We start from the raw sequence: 22,561 nt of genomic DNA on the forward strand, positions 1-22,561 counted from the left end.
ACCACATACGACCCTCGAGAGTGCCGGGCGCCGAACAGGTTATCCAATCCAACGGCACGCCGACTCTCATGGGTTAATTCAAAGCCCGCCCATCAGCAGGCTACGCCAGCCCATTCCCAAAACCAGATGAATCAGCCGTTGGTCTTTTTGCGCCTGCACGTTCGGAGCGGTTGACACTGGAAAGCTGAAGGCGTAAGTATGCGGGTGAAAATTGCGCTGAACAACGGCTACAGACGCAAGCTCGTTCATGAGCATCACACCAAAAGAAGCCAATAAAGCTGCGGCGTCCGGTTCCCCTGCCTTTTCTTTGGTGGAATTGCTGGTCGTTATCGCGATCATCGCCGTTCTTTCGAGCATCCTTCTTCCTGCGTTGGCAAAAGCTAAGGCGCGCGCGCAAGGCGTCTACAGTCTCAACAACACAAGGCAACTCGGCGTCGCTTGTTTCCTTTATACAGACGATAACCGCGGCAACCTTCCCTACAACCTGGGGGTCAACATCAGTGGAAAAGGGACCGGAGTGAACCCGCCGATGGAATTAAACTGGGCGAATAATGTCGAAGACTGGGAATTGTCGCCTGACAATACAAACGCAGCGGCGTTGCTGGCGACTGGCCTGGGGCCTTACACGGGTGGATCTGCGGCCATATATCGGTGTCCGACGGATTACGTGGTCAGCAGCATTCAAAAGCAGGCAGGGTGGAATAATCGGGTGCGCAGCTATTCGATGAACGCGATGGTTGGCGACGCCGGGCAATTCACGCAGGCTGGCTACAACGTCAATAATCCTTCCTACCTGCAATTCTTCAACCAGTCGGCCATCCCGCGTCCGTCGGACATTTTTATTTTTACGGAGGAACATCCGGACAGCATCAACGACGGCTATTTTCTGAACAGCGGGGAGCGTCCGGAGTGGCGCGATTTGCCGGCCTCAGATCACGATGGTGCAGGTGTGTTTTCGTTTGCGGACGGTCATTCCGAAATGCATCGGTGGCGTCGTAACAGCACGAAGCCCCCGGTACGTCCGGGTGCTGCCAAACTTCCGATCCTGCTGAAGAACTACGATCTGCAGGATTTCCTCTGGGTGCTTTCCACGATGAGCGTGGAACGCAAGCCCGAGCACTACCACTACTGAACTTCCCGCCCGCCGCAGGAGCGCCGACTTGCAGTCGGCTTACGGCTTTGAATCTGTCTGGGACGGGTGCAAATCCGCAGCGATCCTCCTCTTTTGTGGAATTGGAACAGCTCTCAACTTGCGCGTGATAGGTTCTTTGAGCACTGAAAGCCACCGCTCCGCAGGCGTCTTCACAGAAAACGGCGCAACATCGTCTCGTCGCCCTCCACTGCCAGCAAGTAGGTGCGATCACCGTCCGTCCAGCTCGCAGCAGTGGTGTTGTTGAAGGTCGTGATGATGGGGGTTGTCGATTTCGGCGCGCCCCGAACCGACTCGGTTGCGGTCACGAACATCCACACGTCACTTACGCGCCCCGATGCGGGCGGGTTGCCGGAGCGAAAACAAATCATTGAGACTGGTTCGCCCTGCCAGGTCGTCGCAACACACCCGATGGGTTTTGCGTCTTTCAAACCCTCTGGGAGCACGTAGTCTGCAATCGAGCGCTCCGTCGCGAGAAATGCGCGGATGCGCTCCGAGTCTTCACTATGCAGGTCCATCGCATAACTGCGCAACGCTGTGCCAATCATGCGTTCTCGAAATCCCGTGAAGCCGGTGTTTTCAGCAGGTCCACGAAGGAACATCAAAGCGACACACGTGATGGCGATTGCCGCAGCGGCAGTAAGGACGCGCAGGGCTTTGGAGGTGGGAAAGCGCGGCGGCTGGATTTTGCGCTCGGCGATGATTTGCTGTGCGAGACCTTCTGGAACAGCGACACCGCGCATGCGGTCACGAATGACAGAATACACGGCACAATGCGCGTCGAACCATTCCTTCAACTCGGGACGCTCCTCGCACAATTGCAGTGCTTCATTGAATTCAGCGTCCTCGGCATCCGCGGTGCCGGGGCGATAAAAGCGAAGAATTTCTTTTGCTTCCTGTACGGTCATGACGGCCTGCGTTGGCTGGCTTCGTCCGCCAGCAAAGCCTGAAGTTGAAGGATGCCACGGGACATCCGCGATTTCACCGTGCCCATCGGGATCGCGAGGATGTCTGCGATTTCCTTGTAGGAACAGTCCTCAAGATAAAACAGCGCAACGGGAGCTTGATAGACTTCATCGATTCGCGAGAGCGCCGCAAGGACCTGATCGGTATCGAGCGACAGCGCGTGTTCGGCGGACAACGTGGGCAATTCGGTGGGCACCTGGCTGAGTTCGTGATGCGGAAAACGGGTCGCTCTCCGACGACTTTCGAGGAAGGCTCGATGCAGTGTGGTGAACAGCCAGGTCTTCACTTTCGCGGTGTCGCGCAGTTGGTGCCCCTTGGTTGCCCAGACATAAAACGTCTGTTGCGTCAGGTCACAGGCGTCGGCCTCCGCTCGAGTCAGGCTGAAAGCGAACTGATACAGCGGCTCGTAGAAACGGGCCACCACGCTTTCAAAATCCAGGGCTGGAACCATACAGCGACATCGTTGAATATGAGCAGGCTGCGAAGCAAATGTTCCCGCGAATCCAATTGTGCCGGGGTTTCCGACGCAACGTCCCTGGCCTGAAACTTAGGCGGGAACCGAACAGATTCCCCGCGCCTCTTAGAGGCATGGCACGTTTTCGGTTGAAGTCTGCAAATAAGGCGGGGGAGTTTCCAGGGCTGTTGCCCCTCCAGCGGATATATCCATCGAAACTAATCGTCAGAATCCCGGTATTGTTTCCCGGCGACCACAAATGGCACAAGGCTGTGAAGCAGGCGGCGGCAATCAAGCCTGCTTCTCAGTGTTGATGGACCGCGTCCACTTCAATTTAACCGTTTCGCCAACACGCGCCAGGAACGAGCGCTTCTTTTGTTTGTCGGGTTCGCTGATGAGCTTGACGGGCTGGCTGCAGACGGGGCAGAGCAGGAGAACATTCTTGCCGCCTTTGCGACGCAGCCGATGCACGCAGGCGTTGCACATGACTTCCATGCAGGCGGTGCATTGGAATGCGACCGGGGCGTGCGGGTGCTTGGGGCAGATCATCGCGCCTTCGAGCGAGACCTTCGGGGGGGCTGGGAGCTCGGTATTGGCGAACTTGGGAATGGCGACGTGCGCTTCCGTGCTCTCGACAAACAGTTCCACGTCGCCGAATCGTAGTGCGTGGCCAGGAAGCAAGGTCACTTCGCGAATCCTTTCATCGTTCACGAACGTGCCGTTTGTCGATTCCAAATCGCGCAACACCACTCCCGTGTCACTCAAAACGAGCTCGCAGTGCAGGGTGGAAATCGTGGGATGGACCAGGGGGAAATCCGTCTCCGGGCTTCGGCCAATTAGATTCGAACCCAACCTGAGATCGATGACCTCCCGTCCGAGCCCGGGTGTTTTTACAATAAGCCGTGCCATAAACCTCCGCGCATAATGGCGCTGATTATTTCGGGTTTTTGCGTATTGTCGAGTTTTTTTGGAATCATGGACTGACCCTATTCGACACGGTGCTCGCCCGCCTGAAGAGGATTCGTGGCAAAAACGTATTCTTCGACCGGACGGCCGCCGATCAGGTGTTTCTGGATGATCTCCTCGAGAACCTCCGGATCGCATCGGCGATACCAGGTTCCCTCGGGGTAAACGACGGCTATTGGCCCATCCGTGCAGACGCGCAGGCAGTTGGCCTTGGTTCGGTAAACCAGGGTATGCGGACCGGAAAGTTTCAGTTCCTTCAATCGCCCCTTCAAAAATTCCCAGGAGCGGACCGTCTCCTTGCGTGACGCGCACTTGGCTTTTTCGGGATCGGTGCAGAGGAAGATGTGACGCCGGATTGTGTCGATCCCGAGGGCCTCAACCTGTTCCTGAAGTTCATCGCGGGGCATGAAGCACTGTGCCTCGCCGCAAAGTGTCTTGAGAAGCCAAAAGTTCGTGATCATCGTTCCTTCGGGAATGTCCCGCCTCCATCCCGGCAACCTTCCCCGGCTGTGGGATTAATCCCATCTCATGCAAATCATGAGTCTCGTTACAATGGACATCTTTCACCAAAATAATCCTTGTGAAGATTTTCACGATGGGACAACTTCACCGGCGATCCGGCCAAGAACCCAATAAAACTGGTGTTTTCTGGCACGGTCTTTTTTTACGTGATGCAACTGGTTCGAGTCATTCTATTGTGGCTGTTTGTAGCAGGGGCACCGCTTGCCTTTGGCGCGGAACACGCGGCTGCGGGTGCCGCTCAAGGCGAAGCCCACCATGGACTCACCCCCAACGCGCCGCGCTTCAATGTGGGGCCGTTCTACGTAACGAACTCCATGATCATGACCTGGATCGTGGCGCTCGCGGTCATTGTGTTCGCACAGCTTGCGACTCGTAACATCCAGGCAGTTCCCCAGGGCGCGCAGAACTTCTGGGAATGGCTTGTTGAAGGGCTTTACAATTTCCTCGAAGGCATCATTGGGCATGAGTTGGTGAAGAAAACCTTTTGGTTCTTCGCTACGATTTTCATCTTCATTCTATTTACCAACTGGGCCGGACTGTTCCCGGGCGTGGGATCTATTGGCTGGGGAGTTCCTGATGCCAACGAACATCTCCATCATATTTCCCGGCCGCTGTTTCGTGGAGCCAATGCCGACCTGAACATGACCCTGGCGATGGCCATGGTGTTCTTTGTTTGCTGGGTGGTGTGGGCCTTGCAGGCGAACGGGGCCGGCGGATTCCTTCTGCACCTGTTTGGACCGAAGGGCGATACAGCCGGCCTTTTGAAGGTCCTCATGATTGCGGTTTTCATCCTGGTCGGCCTCCTGGAAGTCGTTTCGATTCTCTTCCGCCCCGTGTCCCTGAGCTTCCGTCTCTACGGAAACATCTTTGCCGGTGAGAACATGCTTGAATCGATGGCTCTGATGGGCGGGGCCGCCTTCGGATGGCTGCTGGCGCTACCGTTCTACGCAATGGAACTGCTCGTGGGCGTGGTTCAGGCGTTGGTGTTCATGTTGCTGACCGCGGTGTTCACGCTGCTCATCTGCACGCACGAAGAAGGACATCACCCGGCGGGCGAGCATTGAATTTCAAAACTTTCTCCAGCTTGACCGTGTTCAATCGCGGGAGCTGGCGATACAACGAAAGGTAACAAACATATGACGGGTAACATTCACATCGGTCTCGCCTGTTTGGGCGCGGCCCTGGGTGTCGGTCTCATCGGTATGAAGGCTTCGGAAGCGGTGGGACGCAATCCCGGCGCAGCCACGAAGATTCTCGTGCAGGCGATTCTGAGCACCGCATTTGCGGAAGGAATCGTGTTTTTCGCGATCTTCCTCGCACGATAAGACATCAGGCGCGGAGCTTCGGCTCCGCGCCACCCGTCACGTTCACTATGAGTTCTGGAATCATTTTTGCCGCGGCAGGTCTGGGCGACATTGCGCGCGAAACGGGCGAGCAGTTCGGCTTCAACACGCAGTTGTTCATCTCACAGGTGATCAGTTTCTGCATTGTTGCATTCCTCCTGCATCGATTCGCGTATAAGCCCATTCTTCGCGTGCTCGAGGAACGGCGCCAGCGCATCGCCCAATCCTTGACCGATGCCGACCGCATCAAACAGGAGCTGGCGAGCGCGCAGGTGAAGGCGCAGGAAATTCTCAGCCAGGCCAACGTGCAGGCGAACAAGGCGATTGAGGACGCGCGCGCCGCGGCGGCAAAGGTCCAGGAACAGGAAACGCAGAAAGCCATCGCCGCCGCTGAACAGATTATTTCCAAGGCCCGCGAAGCTGCCGCAGCCGATCACGCGCGCATGCTTGCCGAATTGAAGCGCGAAGTCGGACGGCTCGTTGTCCAGACCACGGCGACTGTTACTGGGAAGGTGCTGACCGCGGACGACCAGAAACGGCTCACCGACGAAACCGCGCAGCAGTTGTCGCGGTAATCTCAAGGTCTGAAGTCTTGAACCTGGAACTCAGCGAAGCGGCATGAAGATCTCCAAACAGTCCCGGCGCGATGCCAAGCAACTGTTCCGCAGTTGCGTTGCGAATGGCGTGCTCGATGAAAATCGCGCGAAGCAGATTGTCGCCCAGCTGATTGCGCAGAAGCCCCGCGGCTACGTTGCCATCCTATCGCACTTTCAACGGCTGCTGAAACTGGATATTGAACGGCGGACAGCCCTTGTCGAAAGCGCGGCGCCCGTTTCCGCTGAGCAGCAGGCAGCCGTCACGGGCCAGCTCACGAAGCTTTACGGCGGCGGGCTCAACATTTCATTTGCGCAGAATCCCAGCCTGATCGGCGGGCTGCGGATCAAGGTCGGCAGCGATGTCTACGACGGCAGCGTGAAGGCGCGTTTGGCCGAGCTTGAAGCGAGTTTGTAATTTACGAAGAACGGAAACGAAATTTGATATGAGCAATCTTCTCCAGGAAATCGAAGCGCAGATCGCGGGCGTGAAGACGTCGGTCGCGAAGCAAAACGTCGGAGTCGTCCGCGAAATCTCGGACGGTGTCGCGAAGATCGAAGGCCTCACCGACGCCATGCTCAACGAAATGCTCGACTTCGGAAACGGAGTCGTCGGCATCGCGCTGAACCTTGAAGAAACTGAAGTGGGCGCCATCATCCTTGGCGATTACCTCTCGGTCCATGAAGGCTCGGAAGTCAAAACCACGGGCAAGCTGCTCTCGGTTCCCGTGGGCAAGGGTCTGCTCGGCCGCGTCGTCGATACGCTCGGACGCCCCATCGATGGCAAGGGGCCGATCAAGGAGTCTGCGTTCTATCCCGTGGAGAAAATCGCGCCGGGCATCGTGAAGCGCAAATCCGTCAGCCAGCCTGTGCAGACCGGCATCATGGCCATTGACGCGATGATCCCGATTGGCCGCGGGCAGCGCGAGTTGATCATTGGCGATCGCTCCACGGGCAAGACCACAATTGGCGTGGACGCGATGATCAATCAGTCACGCATCAACAAGGTGGGCCGCGCTTCCGGCGAAAAGGATTTTCGGCCGATGTACAACATCTACGTCGCGATCGGCCAGAAGCAGTCGAACATTGCGCGCGTCATTGCTGAGCTGGAAAAAGCTGGCGCGATGGAAGACACCATCGTCGTTGCTGCAGCCGCGTCCGATTCCGCTTCGAACCAATACCTCGCACCGTTCGCTGGCGCAGCGATGGGTGAATGGTTCATGGACAATGGCATGGACGCGCTGATCATTTTCGACGATCTCTCCAAGCAGGCGGTTGCCTATCGCCAGGTGTCGCTCGTGTTGAAGCGTCCTTCAGGCCGCGAGGCATATCCTGGTGACGTGTTCTACCTGCACAGCCGTTTGCTGGAGCGTTCGGCGCGTGTTTCTGAAAAGTATGGCAACGGCTCGCTGACCGCGCTGCCGATCATTGAAACCCAGGCAGGCGACGTTTCGGCGTACATTCCCACGAACGTGATTTCGATCACGGACGGCCAGATCTACCTGGAAACCGATTTGTTCTATCAAGGCGTTCGCCCCGCGGTGTCTGTCGGTCTGTCCGTCAGCCGCGTCGGTTCGGCCGCGCAGATCAAGGCGATGAAGCAGGTAGCCGGACGCATCAAGGGGGATTTGGCGCAGTATCGCGAGCTCGCGGCGTTTGCGCAGTTCGGGTCGGATCTGGATGCCAAGACGCAAGGGATCCTCGAGCGCGGCAAGCGCGTCGTTGAGATCTTCAAGCAACCGCAGTTCAACCCCATCCCCGTTGAAATTCAGGCTGCAGTGCTTTGGGCCGTGCAGAATAATTTCTTCGATGATGTCGCCGTGGAGAAGGTGAAGGATTTCCAAACCAAGTTGACGGACTTTTTGAATACGCGGAAGGCTGAGATCCTGACCAGGATCCGGACGGAGAAGGCGATCAGCGACGCACTTGCCGGCGAACTGAAATCCGCGGTCACTGAATTCAAACAGACCTATCGGTAAGAATATGGCCAGAAAGTCCAACATCGCTGCAATCACCCGCATTGAGGAGAGGATCTTCCTCGTTCGCGGGCAACGCGTGATGTTTGATTTCGACCTGGCTGGCGAACTTGCCATAAAGCCCGGCGAACTTGAGGCGCGGGTAACCGGCCACGATGAGGCTATTCAGGAACTGTTTGAGGCAATCCGGCATTTGGTTTCGTCACCCGCTGAGAAGAAGGCGGAAATAGGTTTTCACATCAGAGAAACCGCGCCTGTTTACAAGGTGGGACCTCGCAAAAGATTCTAGCCATGCCCAGCACACGCGACATTCGCCGGCGTATCAAGTCGGTCAAGAACACGGCCCAGATCACGAAGGCCATGCAGATGGTGGCGTCGTCCAAGATGCGCAAAGCTCAGCTGGCGGCGATCGCCGGACGTCCCTACGCGGGACTGATGAACAACATGCTGGCGCACGTGGCGGGGCATTCAGGCGATTTCAATCATCCGCTCATGGAGAAGCGCGGCGGCGGGAAGCGCGCGGTGATTCTGGTCAGCACGGACAAGGGTTTGTGCGGCGCGTTGAATTCCAACCTTACGCGTGAGGCGGCCAGGTTCGACAAGAACACGACGGTGTTCGTCTGTGCAGGACGCAAAGGGGCGCAATTTGTCGCCCGCACGAAACGCCAGCTGGTGGCCGAGTTCACTTACAAGGACTCACCGCTCTTCGCAGAAGCGCGCTCGATTTCAAAGTTCGTTCAGGAGATGTTTCTCAAGGGCGAAGTGGATCATGTGGATGTGCTCTACACGAATTTCATCAGCACGCTGAACCAGAAGCCGGACGTCCTCCCGCTGCTGCCGATTGGCGAAATCCGCGGAGTGCAGGCGGGCGTTGATGGGCAGGAGAGTTCTGTGGCGCTCGAGAAATCCTCCGAGCTGGAATTCCTGTTTGAACCCGGCCCCGAAGGCGTGCTGGGATCGCTGCTGCCGCATTACCTGAACTTTCAGGTTTACCAGATCCTGCTGGAAGCCAAGGCGTCCGAGCACAGCTCACGCATGGTTGCGATGAAGAACGCAACCGACAACGCCAAGCAGCTGATCAAGGATCTGACGCTCGAGTATAACAAGCTGCGTCAGGCGAACATCACGAAGGAGTTGCTGGAAATCACGACCGCGCAGATGGCGCTGGGTTGAAGAGGGTTGGAGATCTTAGATTTAATTTTGAATTAACTTAGCATGAACAAAGGCAAAATCGTCCAAATCATCGGCCCCGTCGTGGACATCGAGTTCGCGGACAAGCTCCCGGCGATCTACACCGCGCTTACGGTCGAATACGACCTGCCCGGACAGGGTCGCACCAAGCTGACATTCGAGGTGCAGCAGCATCTCGGTGACAACTGGGTGCGTGCGGTCGCGATGAGCACCACGGAAGGACTGAAGCGCGGGATGGAAATCATCGACACAGGCGCGCCGATCTCCATGCCTGTCGGTGAAGCCGTCATGGGCCGCGTGTTTGACGTCACTGGAAACCCGGTGGATGAGCAGGGACCCGTGAAGGCGGACAAATACCTGCCGATCCATCGCGCGGCACCCACTCTCGTCGACCAGTCCACGAGCCCGCAGATTCTCACGACTGGCATCAAGGTCATTGACCTGATCTGTCCGTTCCTCAAGGGCGGCAAGGTCGGCGCATTCGGTGGCGCGGGCGTCGGCAAGACGGTCGTCATCATGGAATTGATCAACAACATCGCGAAGCTGCACGGCGGCATCTCGATGTTCGCGGGCGTGGGTGAACGCACCCGCGAAGGCAACGATTTGTACAACGAAATGATCGAGGCCGGCGTTATCAAGACCAAGAAGGACGCGAGCGGTCATCCGATCAAGGGTGAGAACGGCATGCCGATCATCGAGGAAGGTTCCAAGATCGGCCTCGTTTATGGCCAGATGAATGAACCCCCGGGCGCGCGTTTGCGGGTCGCGCTTTCCGCGCTGGCCGTGACGGAATATTTCCGCGACGAAAAAAACCAGGACGTCTTGTTGTTCGTGGATAACGTTTTCCGTTTCTCGCAGGCAGGTTCTGAAGTCTCCGCGCTGCTCGGCCGCACGCCGTCTGCGGTGGGTTACCAGCCGACGCTTGCCGCTGAAATGGGCGATTTGCAGGAACGCATCACGTCGACAAAGAAGGGTTCGATCACTTCGTTCCAGGCAGTTTACGTGCCTGCGGACGATCTGACGGATCCCGCGCCTGCCACCACGTTTGCGCATTTGGACGCGACGATTGTGTTGGAACGCTCCATCGCTGAGCTGGGCATTTATCCCGCCGTAGATCCGCTGTCGTCCAACTCCCGCGCGCTCTCAGCTGATATCGTCGGCCAGGAACATTACGATGTCGCACGCGGCGTTCAGAAGGTGCTTCAACGCTACAAGGACTTGCAGGACATCATTGCGATTCTCGGCATGGACGAACTGTCCCCCGAGGACAAGCTCACCGTGTTCCGCGCCCGCAAGATTCAGCGCTTCCTCAGCCAGCCGTTCTCAGTTGCGCAGGTGTTCACCGGCCGCGAAGGCAAGCAGGTTCCTGTTGCCGAAACCGTCCGTGGTTTCAAGGAAATCCTGGAAGGCAAACACGATGATGTGCCCGAGGTGAACTTCTACATGAAGGGCGGGATCGACGAGATCAAGGAAGCTTGATCGTTCGACGACTTGGGGATTCCGCTTGGGGTGGAATCCCGAAAGCGATACTGGAAAGTTATGGCAACTCTGAAGCTTGAAATCGTCACGCCCGACGCGAAGGTCTACTCCGACGACGTCGAGATGGTCACGCTGCCGGGTGTGGAAGGTGAGATGGGAATTTATCCCAATCACGTTCCCCTGATGACGCAAATCTCTCCCGGCGAAATCGTTGCACGCAAGGGCGGGCAGGATTTCTTCCTCGCCATTGGAGAAGGCTTCGCCGAGATCACGGGCGAGCGGGTGGCTATTCTCGCTGACATGGCAATCCGCGCGGAGAACATTGACGAAACCAAAGCTGAGGAAGCGCGCCGGCGCGCGGAGTCACGCCTCGCGGAGAAGATCGATGACGAGGAATCAGCTCTCGTCCAGGCTGCGCTGGCGCAATCCTTGGCGCAGCTCAAGGTGAAACGCCGCCAGGGCGGACGCTGACAGCAGGCTAACGCCGAAACCGGAGCGCCGACTTGCAGTCGAATTAGCGTCCGGTTTTGCCTGAGGCGGCCAAGTTCGCTGATGCTCCTTTGGTGGTATTGGATTTCCTTCAATCCTGACGCGACCGGTTCTTCGATCATCGCAGGCAATTGAAAATCAGCGCTCCGCTTTGGCGACCTGCGCTACAGGGCAGGTCGCCAGGAGTGCTTTTCGTTTCGTACCGAAACGTGTAAAGGAGTGCGTTGTTTATGGCTTTGCTTACCGTTACCAATCTCGGCAAGTGCCGCTTTCCTTCACCGATCCGCCAAACGCTCCATGGGGAATCTTTCGTTCCCGAAGCAGTGGAATGGTCGCGACCGGCACCTCCACGTGCGCTCAAGTACCTTGAAGTGGCAGGCGCGCGGCGCCGCATCTTTTTCAAGCCGTCTGAAACGCGGGCCGGAATCGTCACGTGCGGCGGGCTTTGTCCCGGACTGAACAATGTCATTCGTTCACTCTTTCTTGAACTCCATTTCGGATACGGCGTGAAGGAGGTGCTGGGGTTCCGTGATGGTTACCGCGGACTCGATCCCGACCGCGGCGCCCCGCCCATCACGATCACGCCCGACCTCGTCGACGACATCCACGGCGAAGGCGGCACGATCCTCGGCACATCGCGCGGGCCCGTGGATACGGGTGCCGCAGTCGATAACTTGATACGCCTCGGCATCAACATGCTGTTCACGATTGGCGGTGATGGAACCCAGCGAGGCGGCCGGGATTTGTTTGTGGAAGCACGGCGCAGGAAACATCCCCTGGCAGTGGTGGGCATTCCCAAGACGATCGACAATGATGTTCCGTTTGTATCGCGCACGTTTGGATTCACCACTGCCGTTGGTGCGGCGCGCGATGTGATTGATTGCGCGCATACGGAGTGTCACAGCTGCTTCAACGGAGTCAGTCTTGTGAAGCTCATGGGCCGGCATGCGGGCTTCATTGCCGCCGCTGCGTCAGTCGCCAGCCAGGATGTTAATTTCTGCCTGATTCCTGAATTGCCATTCACGCTGGATGGCGACCGCGGGCTGTTATTGGCCTTGAAGCGGCGCCTCGAGCAACGCCGGCATGCAGTCATTGTTGTCGCGGAAGGCGCAGGCCAGGAGTTGATGGGAACCGCGTTGGGGACATGTGATGCATCGGGTAACGCCGTTCTTCAGGACGTCGGTCCGTTCCTGAAGCAGCGCATTGCTGATTATTTCAAGGCGCAGAAGATGGAAATCACGTTGCGCTATTTTGATCCGAGCTACGTCGTTCGAAGCGTCGCAGCCAACTCAGAAGACGCTGTCCTTTGTGATTCTTTCGCACGCCACGCGGCGCATGCGGCGATGGCCGGCAAGACCGGGGTGATCATTGGTGTGGTGCACGGGCATTTCGTTCATGTTCCGATCGAACTATTGAAAGGAAGGACAAGGAACGTGGATTTGAAGGGCGAACTTTGGCGGGGTGTGCTTGCGACGACGGGTCAGCCTGTAACGTGGTCGTGATCGCATGGCTTAGCGCAGATCTGGAAATTGCGCCATGGGCCGCAATCTTAGTTCGTGACGTGCGCGGCTTTTTGTCATACACAAGGGCCAATGCACCGGGAGCGCGTCGAACAACTCGATTTTCCGATTTCGGTTGCGGTGTGTGCGTGGTGTGAGCCGTGCCCGCCCGCGGGCGAAATCGGCGCGATCTCGCACGGCATCTGCCTGCGCCACCTGCGCTTTCTCAAAGCGAGCTCGCAGGGGCACATCGCCCCGCGTCGACGCCGCCTCTCCGCTGCGCAAAAGCGGCAGGGTGAAGTACAACTCCCGTTCTAGCCTTTCCGTTTCGAGTCATCGCAATCAGCCGCCGCCTCACGTTTCGCGCGTTGCCGCCGTGCCCGGTACGCGAGCCAGATGCTGGCGCAAATCGGTATGACGCACAGCCAGACGATCCATTTGGAGTGTTCAGCCAGGCCCTGGGCGAATCCAACGAACGGGTGCGTTTCAAAAAAGGCCTTTGCAACCGCGTCATTCGCATGCAACGCCTGCGCTACGCCGCCCATTGCGAGGTGGTGTGCGACGGCAATTCCGCCAACCGCCCCATGCCATGCAATTGCGACGCCGCCAAGCGCGATGAAGCCCATTGCGGCGCCGCCGATTGCCGCTCCGCCCAGTGCAACGCCGCCGAAGGCGAGGCCTCCGATAGCCAGGCCGCCGACGCTGAGGATCCCCACACTCCCGCCACCCATGCTGATCGCTCCAAATGAACATCCGCCCGCAGCGAACAAAATCCCCACAGCGACATCCCCGAAAGCGATCCATCCGAACGCGGGGCCAAACCGCTTGTTCGCCTGACGCCCAGTTTTGATGTGAATCAATGGAACGCCCAGCAACGTCCATCGGCTGCGATACTCAAAGTGTTCGGGAAGGAATTGCGCTCCCTCGTCCAAATGAGCCGCCTCGTTGGCGGCTTCGAGCCGCAGTTGGTGCAGGCGCTGGTTGGACTTCAGAATCACAATGAGCAGCACGGCGCAATACGCCAGGCTGAAAACCAGGATTGCGACGGCAGCCTCGAGCGGCTTTTCCGATGCGATGCTGACGACCCAGCGGATCAAGGCAAACTGACAAGCAAGGAACACTGTCACCAATCCACCGATCGCCCACGAGCAGCGCACAATGAACCGGCGTTCCTTTTCCGAGAGGGCATTGGCGAGGCTTGCCTTGACGCCGAACCACGCACCCAAAAGGCCGAGCACAGTTCCAAAAATGGCGCCCGAAACGCCTGCCGCGAGAACTGTCTTCGCCGCGGTTCCGTGTGCCGTGGCGGCCCCGAGGGTTGCCGCGCTTGCTGAGCCCGTAAAAGCTGGAAGTGCTGCCAGGACGCCGAATGTGAAGGCGCGCCCAGGCGCGGAACGTTTCAGTGCGCCTTCAACGAATCCCGTGACTTCATCGGCAAGCAGCTTTCTCCCGCGCGACAGCCGCTGTTTCACCGCATCCTCGCTGAGGTCCAGCGCGGTGGCGACCTTCTGGATGGACTGTTGTTCGCGATAGAAAAGCACAAGGGTTTCCCGATAGATGTCGGGAACACGTTCCAGGGAGCGCCACATGATGTTCTCTTCCTCGCGGCTGATCGTGGAATCGTGGGGCATGGGATCCGACGTCGTAGTTTCCCCGATCAGGTCAAGTGACTGAGCGTCGTGGCTGGGCTCGCGTCCGTGGCGGCGCAGCCAGTTGTTGATGGTGTTGCGGGCCAGGCCGCAGAGCCAGGCGCGCAGCTTCAAAGGTTCGCGCAGGTTGCGAAGCTCCTTCCATGCCGTGATGAACACCTCCTGCGCAAGATCCTCGCTGTCGCTCAATCGTCCTGTCGCGCTGTAGGCGAGCGAACAAACGAGCGACTGATAGCGGCCGACGATCTCGCCGAAGGCATCGCGATTGCCTGAGAGGCTCGCCGCCACGAGGTTTGCGTCGCTATCCGTCGAAACGGTCGTCATTGGTGTGGTAATCATATCAGCGCATACGTGGTGAAATCACCGCGAAAGGTGACTGGGTTTCCCTTAGTTCGTAGCGCCGGTTGCGAACCTGTCCTGCCCTCCGCAGTAGGCTGGTACGGAGGACAGGCGATACAGCAGACCCGGTGGTCTGCGCTATCGGTGCGCGGCCACGCGCCGCAACGCGCGTTTGACCGCCGGATCGGCCATGATCTCGCTGAGCAGGCGCATTGTTTTGCGGCGCCAGTTCGGCCGCTCCTTGTAGGTGCCTGGCATGTTCTGCGGCTGCTCCTCAAGCACGAGATCCTCCAGGTTGATCAACACAATCTCGGCAGGGCTGCGCGCAAGCCACTCCAGCACGGCAGGCAGCACCTCCTGAAGATCAGCTTTGCCCTTCACGAGGCGCTGCTTCCTCAAAAATGCCACCAAAGCCTCGTTCAGGAATGCACGGTCCGAGCGTTTTGCCCGCACTTGATTCCTGGCGACAAGCCCGAGTTTCGTGTGATCGACGATTTCCAGGCCCTTCCAATGAGCCGCGAATGTCGGGATGTCGTGCGTGTTGAGGCTGGCGACGGTCCGCTGCGCCGGAAGGTCGAGTGCGGACTTCGGGTCGGGCCGTTGCTGATATTGGGCCACGAACATGCCACGAAGATCGTGCCGCGCCATTGCGTCGTTCACTTCAGGTGGAACCGTGCCGAGGTTTTCGCCAATGAGGGTCGTTTTATACCGGTGTGATTCGACGCTGAGAATCGCATGCAATTCCTCAGCCGCGTAGCGGACGTAAATGCCATCGGTCGGTTTGAAGCCGTGGGGAATCCAATACAACCTGTGCAGGCCCATGACGTGGTCGATCCGAAGCAACCCGGTGTGCCGCATTTGGAATCGCAAATAATCGATGACGTAGCGGTATCGTTGCTGGCGGATGCGCTGCGGATGCAGGGGCGCGAATCCCCAATCCTGTCCGAGCGTAAAGAACGAATCAGGCGGCGCGCCCGCACTGGCCCCGAACGCAAAGGCACTGCGCTGCCGCCATACATCATACCCGTCAGGATGCACTCCGAGCGGAAGGTCGAGGTAGAACTGAACGTTGATTTCGCGGCAGTGGGAAATGAGGTCATCCACCTGTTCCTGCATCTGCCATTGGATATACAGATGAAAATTGCGCGTCCGCTCATCAAAATCCTCGGCGCGCAATTCACCGTCGCGCAGGCGCCGCGGCCAGACATGCCACGATTCCCTGCGCTGATCGCACACAGCGCGAAAGGCCGCGTAATCGCGGACTTCTGGCCGTTCTTTCAGGAAGCGTTCGAAGCGATCCTTGCGGTTCTGTTTCGAAAAGAATTCGTCTGCCAGAATTTCCAAAACCTCCCGGCGCGCGCGCCATTCGGCTTCGTAATCCACCAGCCGTTCAGAACGAAAGCGTTTCAGCCGCCGCTGCATCGAGGTTTCGCCCGCATGCTTGCGCGCGGTTGCTGACTGTTCGAATTCCGGGATGCGCGTGATGTCGAGGTAGAACTCGTTCCAGAACAGACGGCTCGCGGGGGAGTACGGGCTTGGGTCGCATTGAGGATGATCCAGGAACGCAGCGGTCAGGGGCAGGGTTCCAGCGACTCGACCACCAAGCGACGCCGTCCAGTCGCAGAGCTGGCGCCAGTCGGACAAATTGCCGCTGCCCCAATTTTGCTCCGTCCTCGCCGCATACATCGGCAGGAAGAGTCCCCAATCACGGCGATTACGTTCAGAGTAACTACGCGTCGGGGCGGAGATGATCCACGACGTCCAGCGTCGCCCTCCGGCTTCGAGTTCCAGTTCGTGATAGCCGCAGGGAAGGGGCGGCAACGTTAGTTCAACCGCGTCCAAGGTGCGATCGCCCGATTCGACTCGAGCCACAACGCAGCTGGCATTTCGATTCAGACGGACTGGTTTGCTGCCGTCCTCCAAGTGAACGCTGGCCTGAAAACGCCCGCTGTGCGACCCGGGAAGGCAGGCGCGCACGACGCTGGGTCTTCGATTCCATTGCACGGCGGCAGGCCCGAGCGGCTCGTTCCAGATGTGGTTATCGTGCTCCTTGATGGCGCTTCGAATCTGCCTGGTATTTCCCGCCTCGACGCCAAGCACCCGCAGCAGCGCGACGAGCGCTTCGGGTTGCGCTGTAACGCGTTCGCCCGTCATCGTCTCGTACGACGTTTGCACGCCATGCGCCTGCGCGAGTTGCTGGAGCAACGGCCAATCGCTCATTGTGTTTTCGAGCGCTCCATCAGTTGCAGGATGCTCTGCAGCGAAACAGGGAGCCAGTTGGGACGGTTGCTGAGATCCTGGCCCATTTCAGTGAGGGCGCGATCGAGCACGAAGGCATCGAGCAAAACAGAAATGCCGGTTTTTGATTTCGGCACGAGGAGCGATCCGCGCACCGTTTGCAGGTAGGCGCCGAGGAAGCAGGCGCTGATTGAGCGGGACCAGTATTGGGCCCACGGCGCCACGACACGCACTTGTTCCCCCTGCAAGGTTCCGAACTCGCTTTGCCGGAACAACACCGCCTGCGCGGCGCAGTCGAGCGATCGAATCATTGCGGCAACGTCCCTCAATGCGGGGCGCTTGATGCGGCGTTCGCTGAGTGAACGCCCGGGCTCGCCTTCGAAGTCGATGACTACGAAATCGCGCCCCGTGTGCAGAACATGGCCGAGGTGGAAATTTCCGTGGCATCGAATGCGGACGGTTTCCAGGTTTGACTGGTGCACGACGCGAAAGCGGGCGAGCATCGTATCCCGCATCGCGAGCACCTGTTCGGCGAGCGGACGCACGCTGGGCGCGAGGTTGGGCACTTCGCGGGCAAGGATTTGGAAATGATGCGTGAGGTGATTCCGGAACGATTGGTAGAGCGACCGCTGGTAGAACGGTGTGAACGGTTCGGGGGCGAAATCTTTGCTGTCGGAATCCGACGCCAGCGTGAGGTGGAGTTCGCCAGTGCGTTGTCCCAGCAGGCGCGCGTTCTCGTAATAGGCGCCGAGGACTTCCAAAGACCCGGGCGGCACATCGCGCTCCGCCAGTTCAATTAACGAGAGCTCTGCCGACCCGTCATTTCGCCGTTCCAGAGGAATGGTGCGCACCCTGTCGAAGAAGCGATGCAAGGCATCCTGCGTGAAATCCCAGCCGTTCTGCGCGCCCGGAATGAACGCCGTCAACAAACCAAAGCAGGTCGTTTCGCCGTGCTCGCGCTGAAATTCCAGTCCGCCCGCAAATGTTGGAACATGCGGGAAGTGCTTGGAGTCAAGGAACTGCGCCGATTCCAATCCAGGATTCACACCCGCTTCAACGCGGCGAAAGAGCTTCAGGAAATAGCGATCCCCGTAAATGACCACTGTGTTGCGCTGCTCGGTGCGGATCGCGGCCGGCTCCAGCCTGACGCCACTGCCCGCGGATTTCAGGGCCGCCCCCGCGATGGAAGTGATTCGTCCGCGCGCGTCGCGTATCGAGCCGCCATCGCTCATCAACTGGAACAGGACCTGCGCGAAACGGCGGTTGGCGCCCGCGTCATAAAGGACGCCTTGCGTAGCCGATGACTCGAAGGCGACTTGCGCGATGACAAACTGCGGTTGCTCGCGGCTGATTCGTTCCGCCTCCGCGCCGCTCGCAAATGCGAGGGGCAGCATGTATTCCTCGGGATCGAACTGAGCAAACTCCACGAGCAGGAGCGCGGCGATTGCGGATTCGCCTTCCAGCGGCACTTCGATGGTGTCGCGCACGCGGACGGCCTTGATCTCGCCGCGGCCCACGAACCAGCGCTGGCGCTGCACGTAGGAAGGGAGGCAGGCTTCGAAGCTGTCGCGTTCGCGGCCCGCAAGGAGTTCCTGCCAGCGCTCATCAACAGTCAACAACTGGCACTGGGCCGGTGCGGCCGACGCGGCAACCCTGTTGGAGGCTGGCTCCAGCGAGAACCAAAAAACCGAATGCGGACTCAGAGTCAGCGGATACAATCCTTCGCCGATCGCGGGAAACTTCGTGCGGCCGAACAGCTCGATCAGCGTGTGATCTCGAAAGCGTGAGAGGTCAAGGGAGACGGGCTGCGGAAAGCGCGAGAGATTCGCCACGACCAGGATGTTTTCGCCATCACAACGACGAAGGAACGCCAGCACCTTGCGATTTTCCGGCTGCAGGAATTCCAGGGTTCCCGTTCCAAACACCTTCCAACGCTTGCGCAATGCGAGCACGCGCTTCGTCCACCACAGCAGCGAATGCAGGTTTTGCTGCTCGATGTCCACGTTCACCGCTTCGTAGTGATACTCGGGGTCGAGGATGATGGGCAGATACAGCGCCTGCGGACTTACCCGCGAGAAACCTGCGTTCTTGTCGGCGCTCCATTGCATCGGCGTGCGCACACCATTGCGATCGCCAAGGAAGATGTTGTCGCCCATTCCCACTTCATCCCCGTAATAAATCACGGGCGTGCCGGGAAGCGAGAGCAGCAGGAGGTTCAGCAGTTCGATGCGTTTTCGATCGTTGTTCAACAACGGCGCGAGGCGGCGCCGAATTCCCAGATTGATCCTCGCCTTTGAATGGCTTGCGTAGACGCGGTACATGTAATCGCGCTCCTCGTCGGTCACCATTTCCAGCGTGAGTTCATCGTGGTTGCGCAGAAAGAGCGCCCACTGGCAGTTCTCCGGGATTGCGGGAGTCTGGTCGAGAATGTCTGTGATGGGAACGCGATCTTCCATCCGAACGGCCATGAACAGGCGCGGCATCACGGGAAAGTGAAAGGCCATGTGGCACTCGTCGCCCTGGCCGCCTCCAAAATAATTCACCGCGTCCTCCGGCCATTGGTTGGCTTCCGCCAGAAGCATGCGATTTGGATAGCGCGCGTCCACCTGGCGGCGAAGCTCCTTCAGGTAATCATGAGTCTCCACCAGGTTTTCGCACGACGTTCCCTCGCGTTCAAACAGGTAGGGGACTGCGTCCAGCCGAAAACCGTCGACGCCCAGGTCCAGCCAGAATTCCAGGACCTTCAGCACCTCGCGATGCACGTCGGGGTTGTCGAAGTTGAGGTCGGGTTGATGCGAATAAAAACGATGCCAGTAGTAGGAGTGCGCGACGGGATCCCACGTCCAGTTCGAGGGCTCGAAATCCTTGAAGATGATTCGCGCCTCCTTGTATTTCTCGGGCGTGTCACTCCAGACATAGTAATTGCGCTCGGGGCTGCCTGGCTTTGCTCGGCGCGATTTCTGAAACCAGGCGTGCTGGTCGGAGGTGTGGTTGAGCACCAATTCGGTGATCACCTTCAACCCGCGCGCATGCGCCTCCTGCATGAATTCCTTGAAGTCATCCAGCGTGCCGTAGATCGGGTTGATCGAATAGTAATCGGCAATGTCATAGCCGTCGTCCTTGAGCGGCGACGGATAAAATGGGAGCAGCCAGATCGCGGTGACGCCGAGGTCGGCAATGTAGTCGAGCTTCTGTGTCAGCCCGCGGAAGTCGCCAATCCCATCGGCATTGCTGTCGAAGAACGCGCGAACGGGAACTTCGTAGATGATGGCGCTTTTATACCAGAGTGGATCCTGGTCCGGGGTAAAGTCAGGGTTTTGGGGCTCGGCCATGCGTTACAGTTCTCCGAAATGTCACCGTCGTGCAATGCAGTTTCTATCAAGTTTCCGAGGGAGGTCTCTGGGGGCAAAGCCCCAGTGAGAGGTGCGGAGTAAACGGCGCGCCGCCTCCGAGTCGGTGTCGGAGGTTCTTAACCGCATGGCGTTCGTCACGTCCATCCGGCTTTGAAGCCGGCGAAACAGCCCGTCCTCCGCAGCGGCCTACTGCGGAGGGCAGCATAGGTTTGGTAACCTGCGCGACGATTGGACTTCATCCTTCGCCTGGTTTACAAACTGTCGGCGCAGCCCCGGTCGGAACTGGCCGGGGCTCAAATTTTTGATGCATTGGATCCTGGCCAGCCTTTTGTCTGCAGTGTTTCTCGGCATCTACGAGCTGAGCACGAAGCATGCGGTGCGCGCCAACGCAGTCCTGCCGGTACTGTTCTTCAGCACGTTCACAGGCGCGATCGTTTGGATCGGCTTGCTCGCTGCGGACGCGATTTCGCCCGGCAGCCTGCCGCCGTCCGTCACAACGCAGCGACTGAACACAATCCAGCATCTGCAATTGTTTCTGAAATCAGGCATTGTCGCCGCTTCCTGGATCTTCACCTACTTCGCATTGAAGCATTTGCCGCTGTCGCTCGGTTCCCCCATCCGCGCAAGCAGTCCACTCTTCACGCTGTTCGGAGCGATCCTGGTTTTGGGCGAACGGCCGAGTGTGCTGGAAACGATTGGCGTCCTCACAACGCTGGCTTCATTCGTGGGATTGTCGTTCGTGGGCAGTCGTGAAGGCGTTCACTTTCATCGCAACAAATGGGTCGGGTTCCTGTTGATCGGCACGTTGTTCGGGGCTGTGAGTTCGCTCTACGACAAGTACCTGCTGGGCAGCGCGGGTTTCAGTGTCCCGACAGTGCAGGCATGGTTTTCCGTATATCTTCTCGTGCTGTTCACGCCATTCATGATCGGCTGGCAGAAGCGTTGGTGGGAACGCAACGAATTCCATTGGCGCTGGAGCATCCCGCTGATCGCCATCGCGCTGCTCGTCGCCGATTACATCTACTTCAGTGCGCTCGCCGATCCTGATTCGCTTGTTTCGATCGTGATGAGCCTGCGGCGAGGCAGCACGCTGGTTGCATTCGCGGGAGGGATCATGCTGTTCCGCGAGCAACACGGGCGCGAAAAACTTCCGGCCGTGATCGGCATCATGATTGGGATCATCCTTACGATTCTTGGCTGAGTCTGCGACTCACGCGTTCTTCAGCAGGGCGCCCACCACGCCTTCGATCGTATGCACCTTTGCTTCGACCGTGGGTTCAAGCCCCAGTGCGCGAAGCGCCTTGCTCGTTTCAGGACCGATTGACGCGAGTTGCACGTTCGGAAATTGCAGCCGCAGCCTGGGGAGATCGAATCGCGCATGGAAATGCTCCACGGTTGATGCGCTCGTGAAGGTGATCCAATCGGCGCCATCCTTTAGCAGTTGAGCCGCGCTGCCTGTGCGGTCTTCCTGCTCGGGTTCCGTCTTGTAGACCGCAATGTCGTCAACAATGGCGCCGAGCGCCTCGAGTTCCGCGGGAAGATCCGGATTCGCCACCTGCGCCCGCAGCAGGCAAATCTTCAAGTTCTCAACGGATTCAAACTTGTTGATGGCAGCAGCGACCCGCGAGCCCAACGCTTCGTCCGGCATGACGTCCACCTGCAAGTGCAACTGCCGCAGCTTTTCGGCGGTGGCAGGGCCGATCGCCGCGATTTTCACTCCGCCAATGTCCCGCAAATCTTGAAAGCGTTTGAAAAACAGGTCGAAAAAGGACGTGACCCCGTTCGGGCTCGTGAACACAAGCCAGTCGTAGGAATTCAGTTCCAACAATGCGTCCACGATGTCCTCGCGCCGGTCCGAAGGAGCAATGCGGATCGTCGGAATCTCCAGCACTTCGGCGCCCAGTTCATCGAGGCGTTGTGACAACTGGCTGGCCTGGTCGCGCGTGCGTGTGACGACAACGCGCCGGCCAAACAGCGGGCGCTGCTCGAACCAGTTCAGGCGCGAGCGCAGCTTCACGACGCCGCCAATGATCGTGATCGCGGGCGCCGCGATGTTCTGCTGCGTCGCAATGTGCGTGATCGTCGCGAGGGTGCCCTCCACCGATTTTTGGTTTCCGCGCGTGCCCCAGCGAACCATGGCAACAGGTGTGTCGGGACTCATGCCTTCCGCGATCAGGGTCTCAACGAGAACGGGCAAGCGCTTCAGGCCCATCAGGATCACCTTGGTCCCGGGTATCCGTGCAATTTCCTTGAAGTCGAGATCCGAGCTTTGTTTGTCGGGATCTTCATGGCCCGTCAGCACAGTGAACGCGGATGCGTAACTGCGATGCGTGAGCGGGATGCCTGCGTAATTC

At 58.7% G+C, this 22,561-nt stretch carries 21 protein-coding genes; 12 read left to right on the forward strand and 9 right to left on the reverse strand.

The annotated features are described in order from the left end of the window. Positions 1 to 78: 78 nt before the first annotated feature. Positions 79 to 339 carry a hypothetical protein gene (locus tag VEH04_04325; GenBank protein HYG21986.1) on the reverse strand — a complete coding sequence of 87 codons (261 nt, stop codon included), beginning with the start codon at positions 337 to 339 and terminating at the stop codon, positions 79 to 81. 31 nt (positions 340 to 370) lie between these two features. Here VEH04_04325 and VEH04_04330 point away from each other — a divergent pair, with 31 nt between their 5' ends. Then, positions 371 to 1,132: a prepilin-type cleavage/methylation domain-containing protein gene (locus VEH04_04330; protein HYG21987.1), complete on the forward strand. Its 762-nt coding sequence runs from the start codon at positions 371 to 373 to the stop codon at positions 1,130 to 1,132. A 170-nt stretch (positions 1,133 to 1,302) separates the two neighbouring features. Here VEH04_04330 and VEH04_04335 read toward each other — a convergent pair whose 3' ends face one another. From VEH04_04335 to VEH04_04350, 4 genes are all read right to left on the reverse strand, one after another. Further along, on the reverse strand, positions 1,303 to 2,058 hold the full coding sequence (locus VEH04_04335; protein ID HYG21988.1) for a hypothetical protein: 756 nt from the start codon (positions 2,056 to 2,058) through the stop codon (positions 1,303 to 1,305). Further along, positions 2,055 to 2,567 (reverse strand): RNA polymerase sigma factor, encoded by a 513-nt coding sequence (locus tag VEH04_04340; GenBank protein HYG21989.1) that lies wholly within the window; start codon positions 2,565 to 2,567, stop codon positions 2,055 to 2,057. The genes VEH04_04335 and VEH04_04340 overlap by 4 nt, the downstream gene beginning before the upstream one ends. A 294-nt stretch (positions 2,568 to 2,861) precedes the next feature. Further along, the gene (locus VEH04_04345; protein ID HYG21990.1) at positions 2,862 to 3,479 is read right to left on the reverse strand and encodes an FHA domain-containing protein; all 618 of its coding nucleotides are present in this window, start codon (positions 3,477 to 3,479) and stop codon (positions 2,862 to 2,864) included. Positions 3,480 to 3,556: 77 nt separating this feature from the next. Further along, complete coding sequence (locus VEH04_04350) at positions 3,557 to 3,943, reverse strand: ferredoxin (GenBank protein HYG21991.1); 387 nt, start codon at positions 3,941 to 3,943, stop codon at positions 3,557 to 3,559. Positions 3,944 to 4,177: 234 nt separating this feature from the next. On the opposite strand from VEH04_04350, the gene atpB reads away from it, so the two are divergent. From atpB to VEH04_04400, 10 genes are all read left to right on the forward strand, one after another. Continuing rightward, entirely contained in the window at positions 4,178 to 5,122 is a 945-nt protein-coding gene (atpB, locus tag VEH04_04355; GenBank protein ID HYG21992.1) for a F0F1 ATP synthase subunit A, read from the forward strand. A gap of 72 nt (positions 5,123 to 5,194) precedes the next feature. Then, positions 5,195 to 5,383 carry an ATP synthase F0 subunit C gene (locus tag VEH04_04360; protein HYG21993.1) on the forward strand — a complete coding sequence of 63 codons (189 nt, stop codon included), beginning with the start codon at positions 5,195 to 5,197 and terminating at the stop codon, positions 5,381 to 5,383. Between the two features lie 47 nt (positions 5,384 to 5,430). Then, entirely contained in the window at positions 5,431 to 5,976 is a 546-nt protein-coding gene (gene atpF / locus VEH04_04365) for a F0F1 ATP synthase subunit B (GenBank protein ID HYG21994.1), read from the forward strand. 43 nt (positions 5,977 to 6,019) lie between these two features. Further along, positions 6,020 to 6,412: a F0F1 ATP synthase subunit delta gene (locus VEH04_04370; GenBank protein HYG21995.1), complete on the forward strand. Its 393-nt coding sequence runs from the start codon at positions 6,020 to 6,022 to the stop codon at positions 6,410 to 6,412. Between the two features lie 28 nt (positions 6,413 to 6,440). Continuing rightward, positions 6,441 to 7,973, forward strand: a complete 1,533-nt coding sequence (gene atpA, locus VEH04_04375; protein ID HYG21996.1) for a F0F1 ATP synthase subunit alpha — start codon at positions 6,441 to 6,443, stop codon at positions 7,971 to 7,973. Positions 7,974 to 7,977: 4 nt separating this feature from the next. Continuing rightward, positions 7,978 to 8,259, forward strand: coding sequence for a hypothetical protein (locus VEH04_04380; protein ID HYG21997.1), 282 nt, complete (start codon positions 7,978 to 7,980; stop codon positions 8,257 to 8,259). A gap of 2 nt (positions 8,260 to 8,261) precedes the next feature. Then, positions 8,262 to 9,143: an ATP synthase F1 subunit gamma gene (gene atpG / locus VEH04_04385; protein HYG21998.1), complete on the forward strand. Its 882-nt coding sequence runs from the start codon at positions 8,262 to 8,264 to the stop codon at positions 9,141 to 9,143. A 42-nt stretch (positions 9,144 to 9,185) separates the two neighbouring features. After that, complete coding sequence (atpD, locus tag VEH04_04390) at positions 9,186 to 10,640, forward strand: F0F1 ATP synthase subunit beta (GenBank protein ID HYG21999.1); 1,455 nt, start codon at positions 9,186 to 9,188, stop codon at positions 10,638 to 10,640. A gap of 60 nt (positions 10,641 to 10,700) precedes the next feature. After that, positions 10,701 to 11,111 carry a F0F1 ATP synthase subunit epsilon gene (locus tag VEH04_04395; protein ID HYG22000.1) on the forward strand — a complete coding sequence of 137 codons (411 nt, stop codon included), beginning with the start codon at positions 10,701 to 10,703 and terminating at the stop codon, positions 11,109 to 11,111. A 248-nt stretch (positions 11,112 to 11,359) separates the two neighbouring features. Beyond that, a complete protein-coding gene (locus VEH04_04400; GenBank protein HYG22001.1) occupies positions 11,360 to 12,631 on the forward strand; it encodes an ATP-dependent 6-phosphofructokinase in 1,272 nt (423 codons plus the stop codon). Positions 12,632 to 12,942: 311 nt separating this feature from the next. Here VEH04_04400 and VEH04_04405 read toward each other — a convergent pair whose 3' ends face one another. From VEH04_04405 to treS, 3 genes are all read right to left on the reverse strand, one after another. Further along, positions 12,943 to 14,616 (reverse strand): sigma-70 family RNA polymerase sigma factor, encoded by a 1,674-nt coding sequence (locus VEH04_04405; GenBank protein ID HYG22002.1) that lies wholly within the window; start codon positions 14,614 to 14,616, stop codon positions 12,943 to 12,945. A 138-nt stretch (positions 14,617 to 14,754) separates the two neighbouring features. Continuing rightward, on the reverse strand, positions 14,755 to 16,836 hold the full coding sequence (gene malQ, locus VEH04_04410) for a 4-alpha-glucanotransferase (protein ID HYG22003.1): 2,082 nt from the start codon (positions 16,834 to 16,836) through the stop codon (positions 14,755 to 14,757). Continuing rightward, positions 16,833 to 20,186: a maltose alpha-D-glucosyltransferase gene (gene treS / locus VEH04_04415; GenBank protein HYG22004.1), complete on the reverse strand. Its 3,354-nt coding sequence runs from the start codon at positions 20,184 to 20,186 to the stop codon at positions 16,833 to 16,835. Before treS ends, malQ begins: the two co-directional genes overlap by 4 nt. 325 nt (positions 20,187 to 20,511) lie before the next feature. On the opposite strand from treS, the gene VEH04_04420 reads away from it, so the two are divergent. Next, entirely contained in the window at positions 20,512 to 21,408 is an 897-nt protein-coding gene (locus VEH04_04420) for a DMT family transporter (protein ID HYG22005.1), read from the forward strand. 9 nt (positions 21,409 to 21,417) lie between these two features. Here VEH04_04420 and VEH04_04425 read toward each other — a convergent pair. Beyond that, a partial coding sequence (locus tag VEH04_04425; protein HYG22006.1) for a uroporphyrinogen-III synthase occupies positions 21,418 to 22,561 on the reverse strand: 1,144 nt, incomplete at its 5' end.

Source organism: Verrucomicrobiia bacterium (assembly GCA_035629175.1).
In the GTDB taxonomy this organism is placed as follows: Bacteria; Verrucomicrobiota; Verrucomicrobiia; order Limisphaerales; family DASXHY01; genus DASXHY01.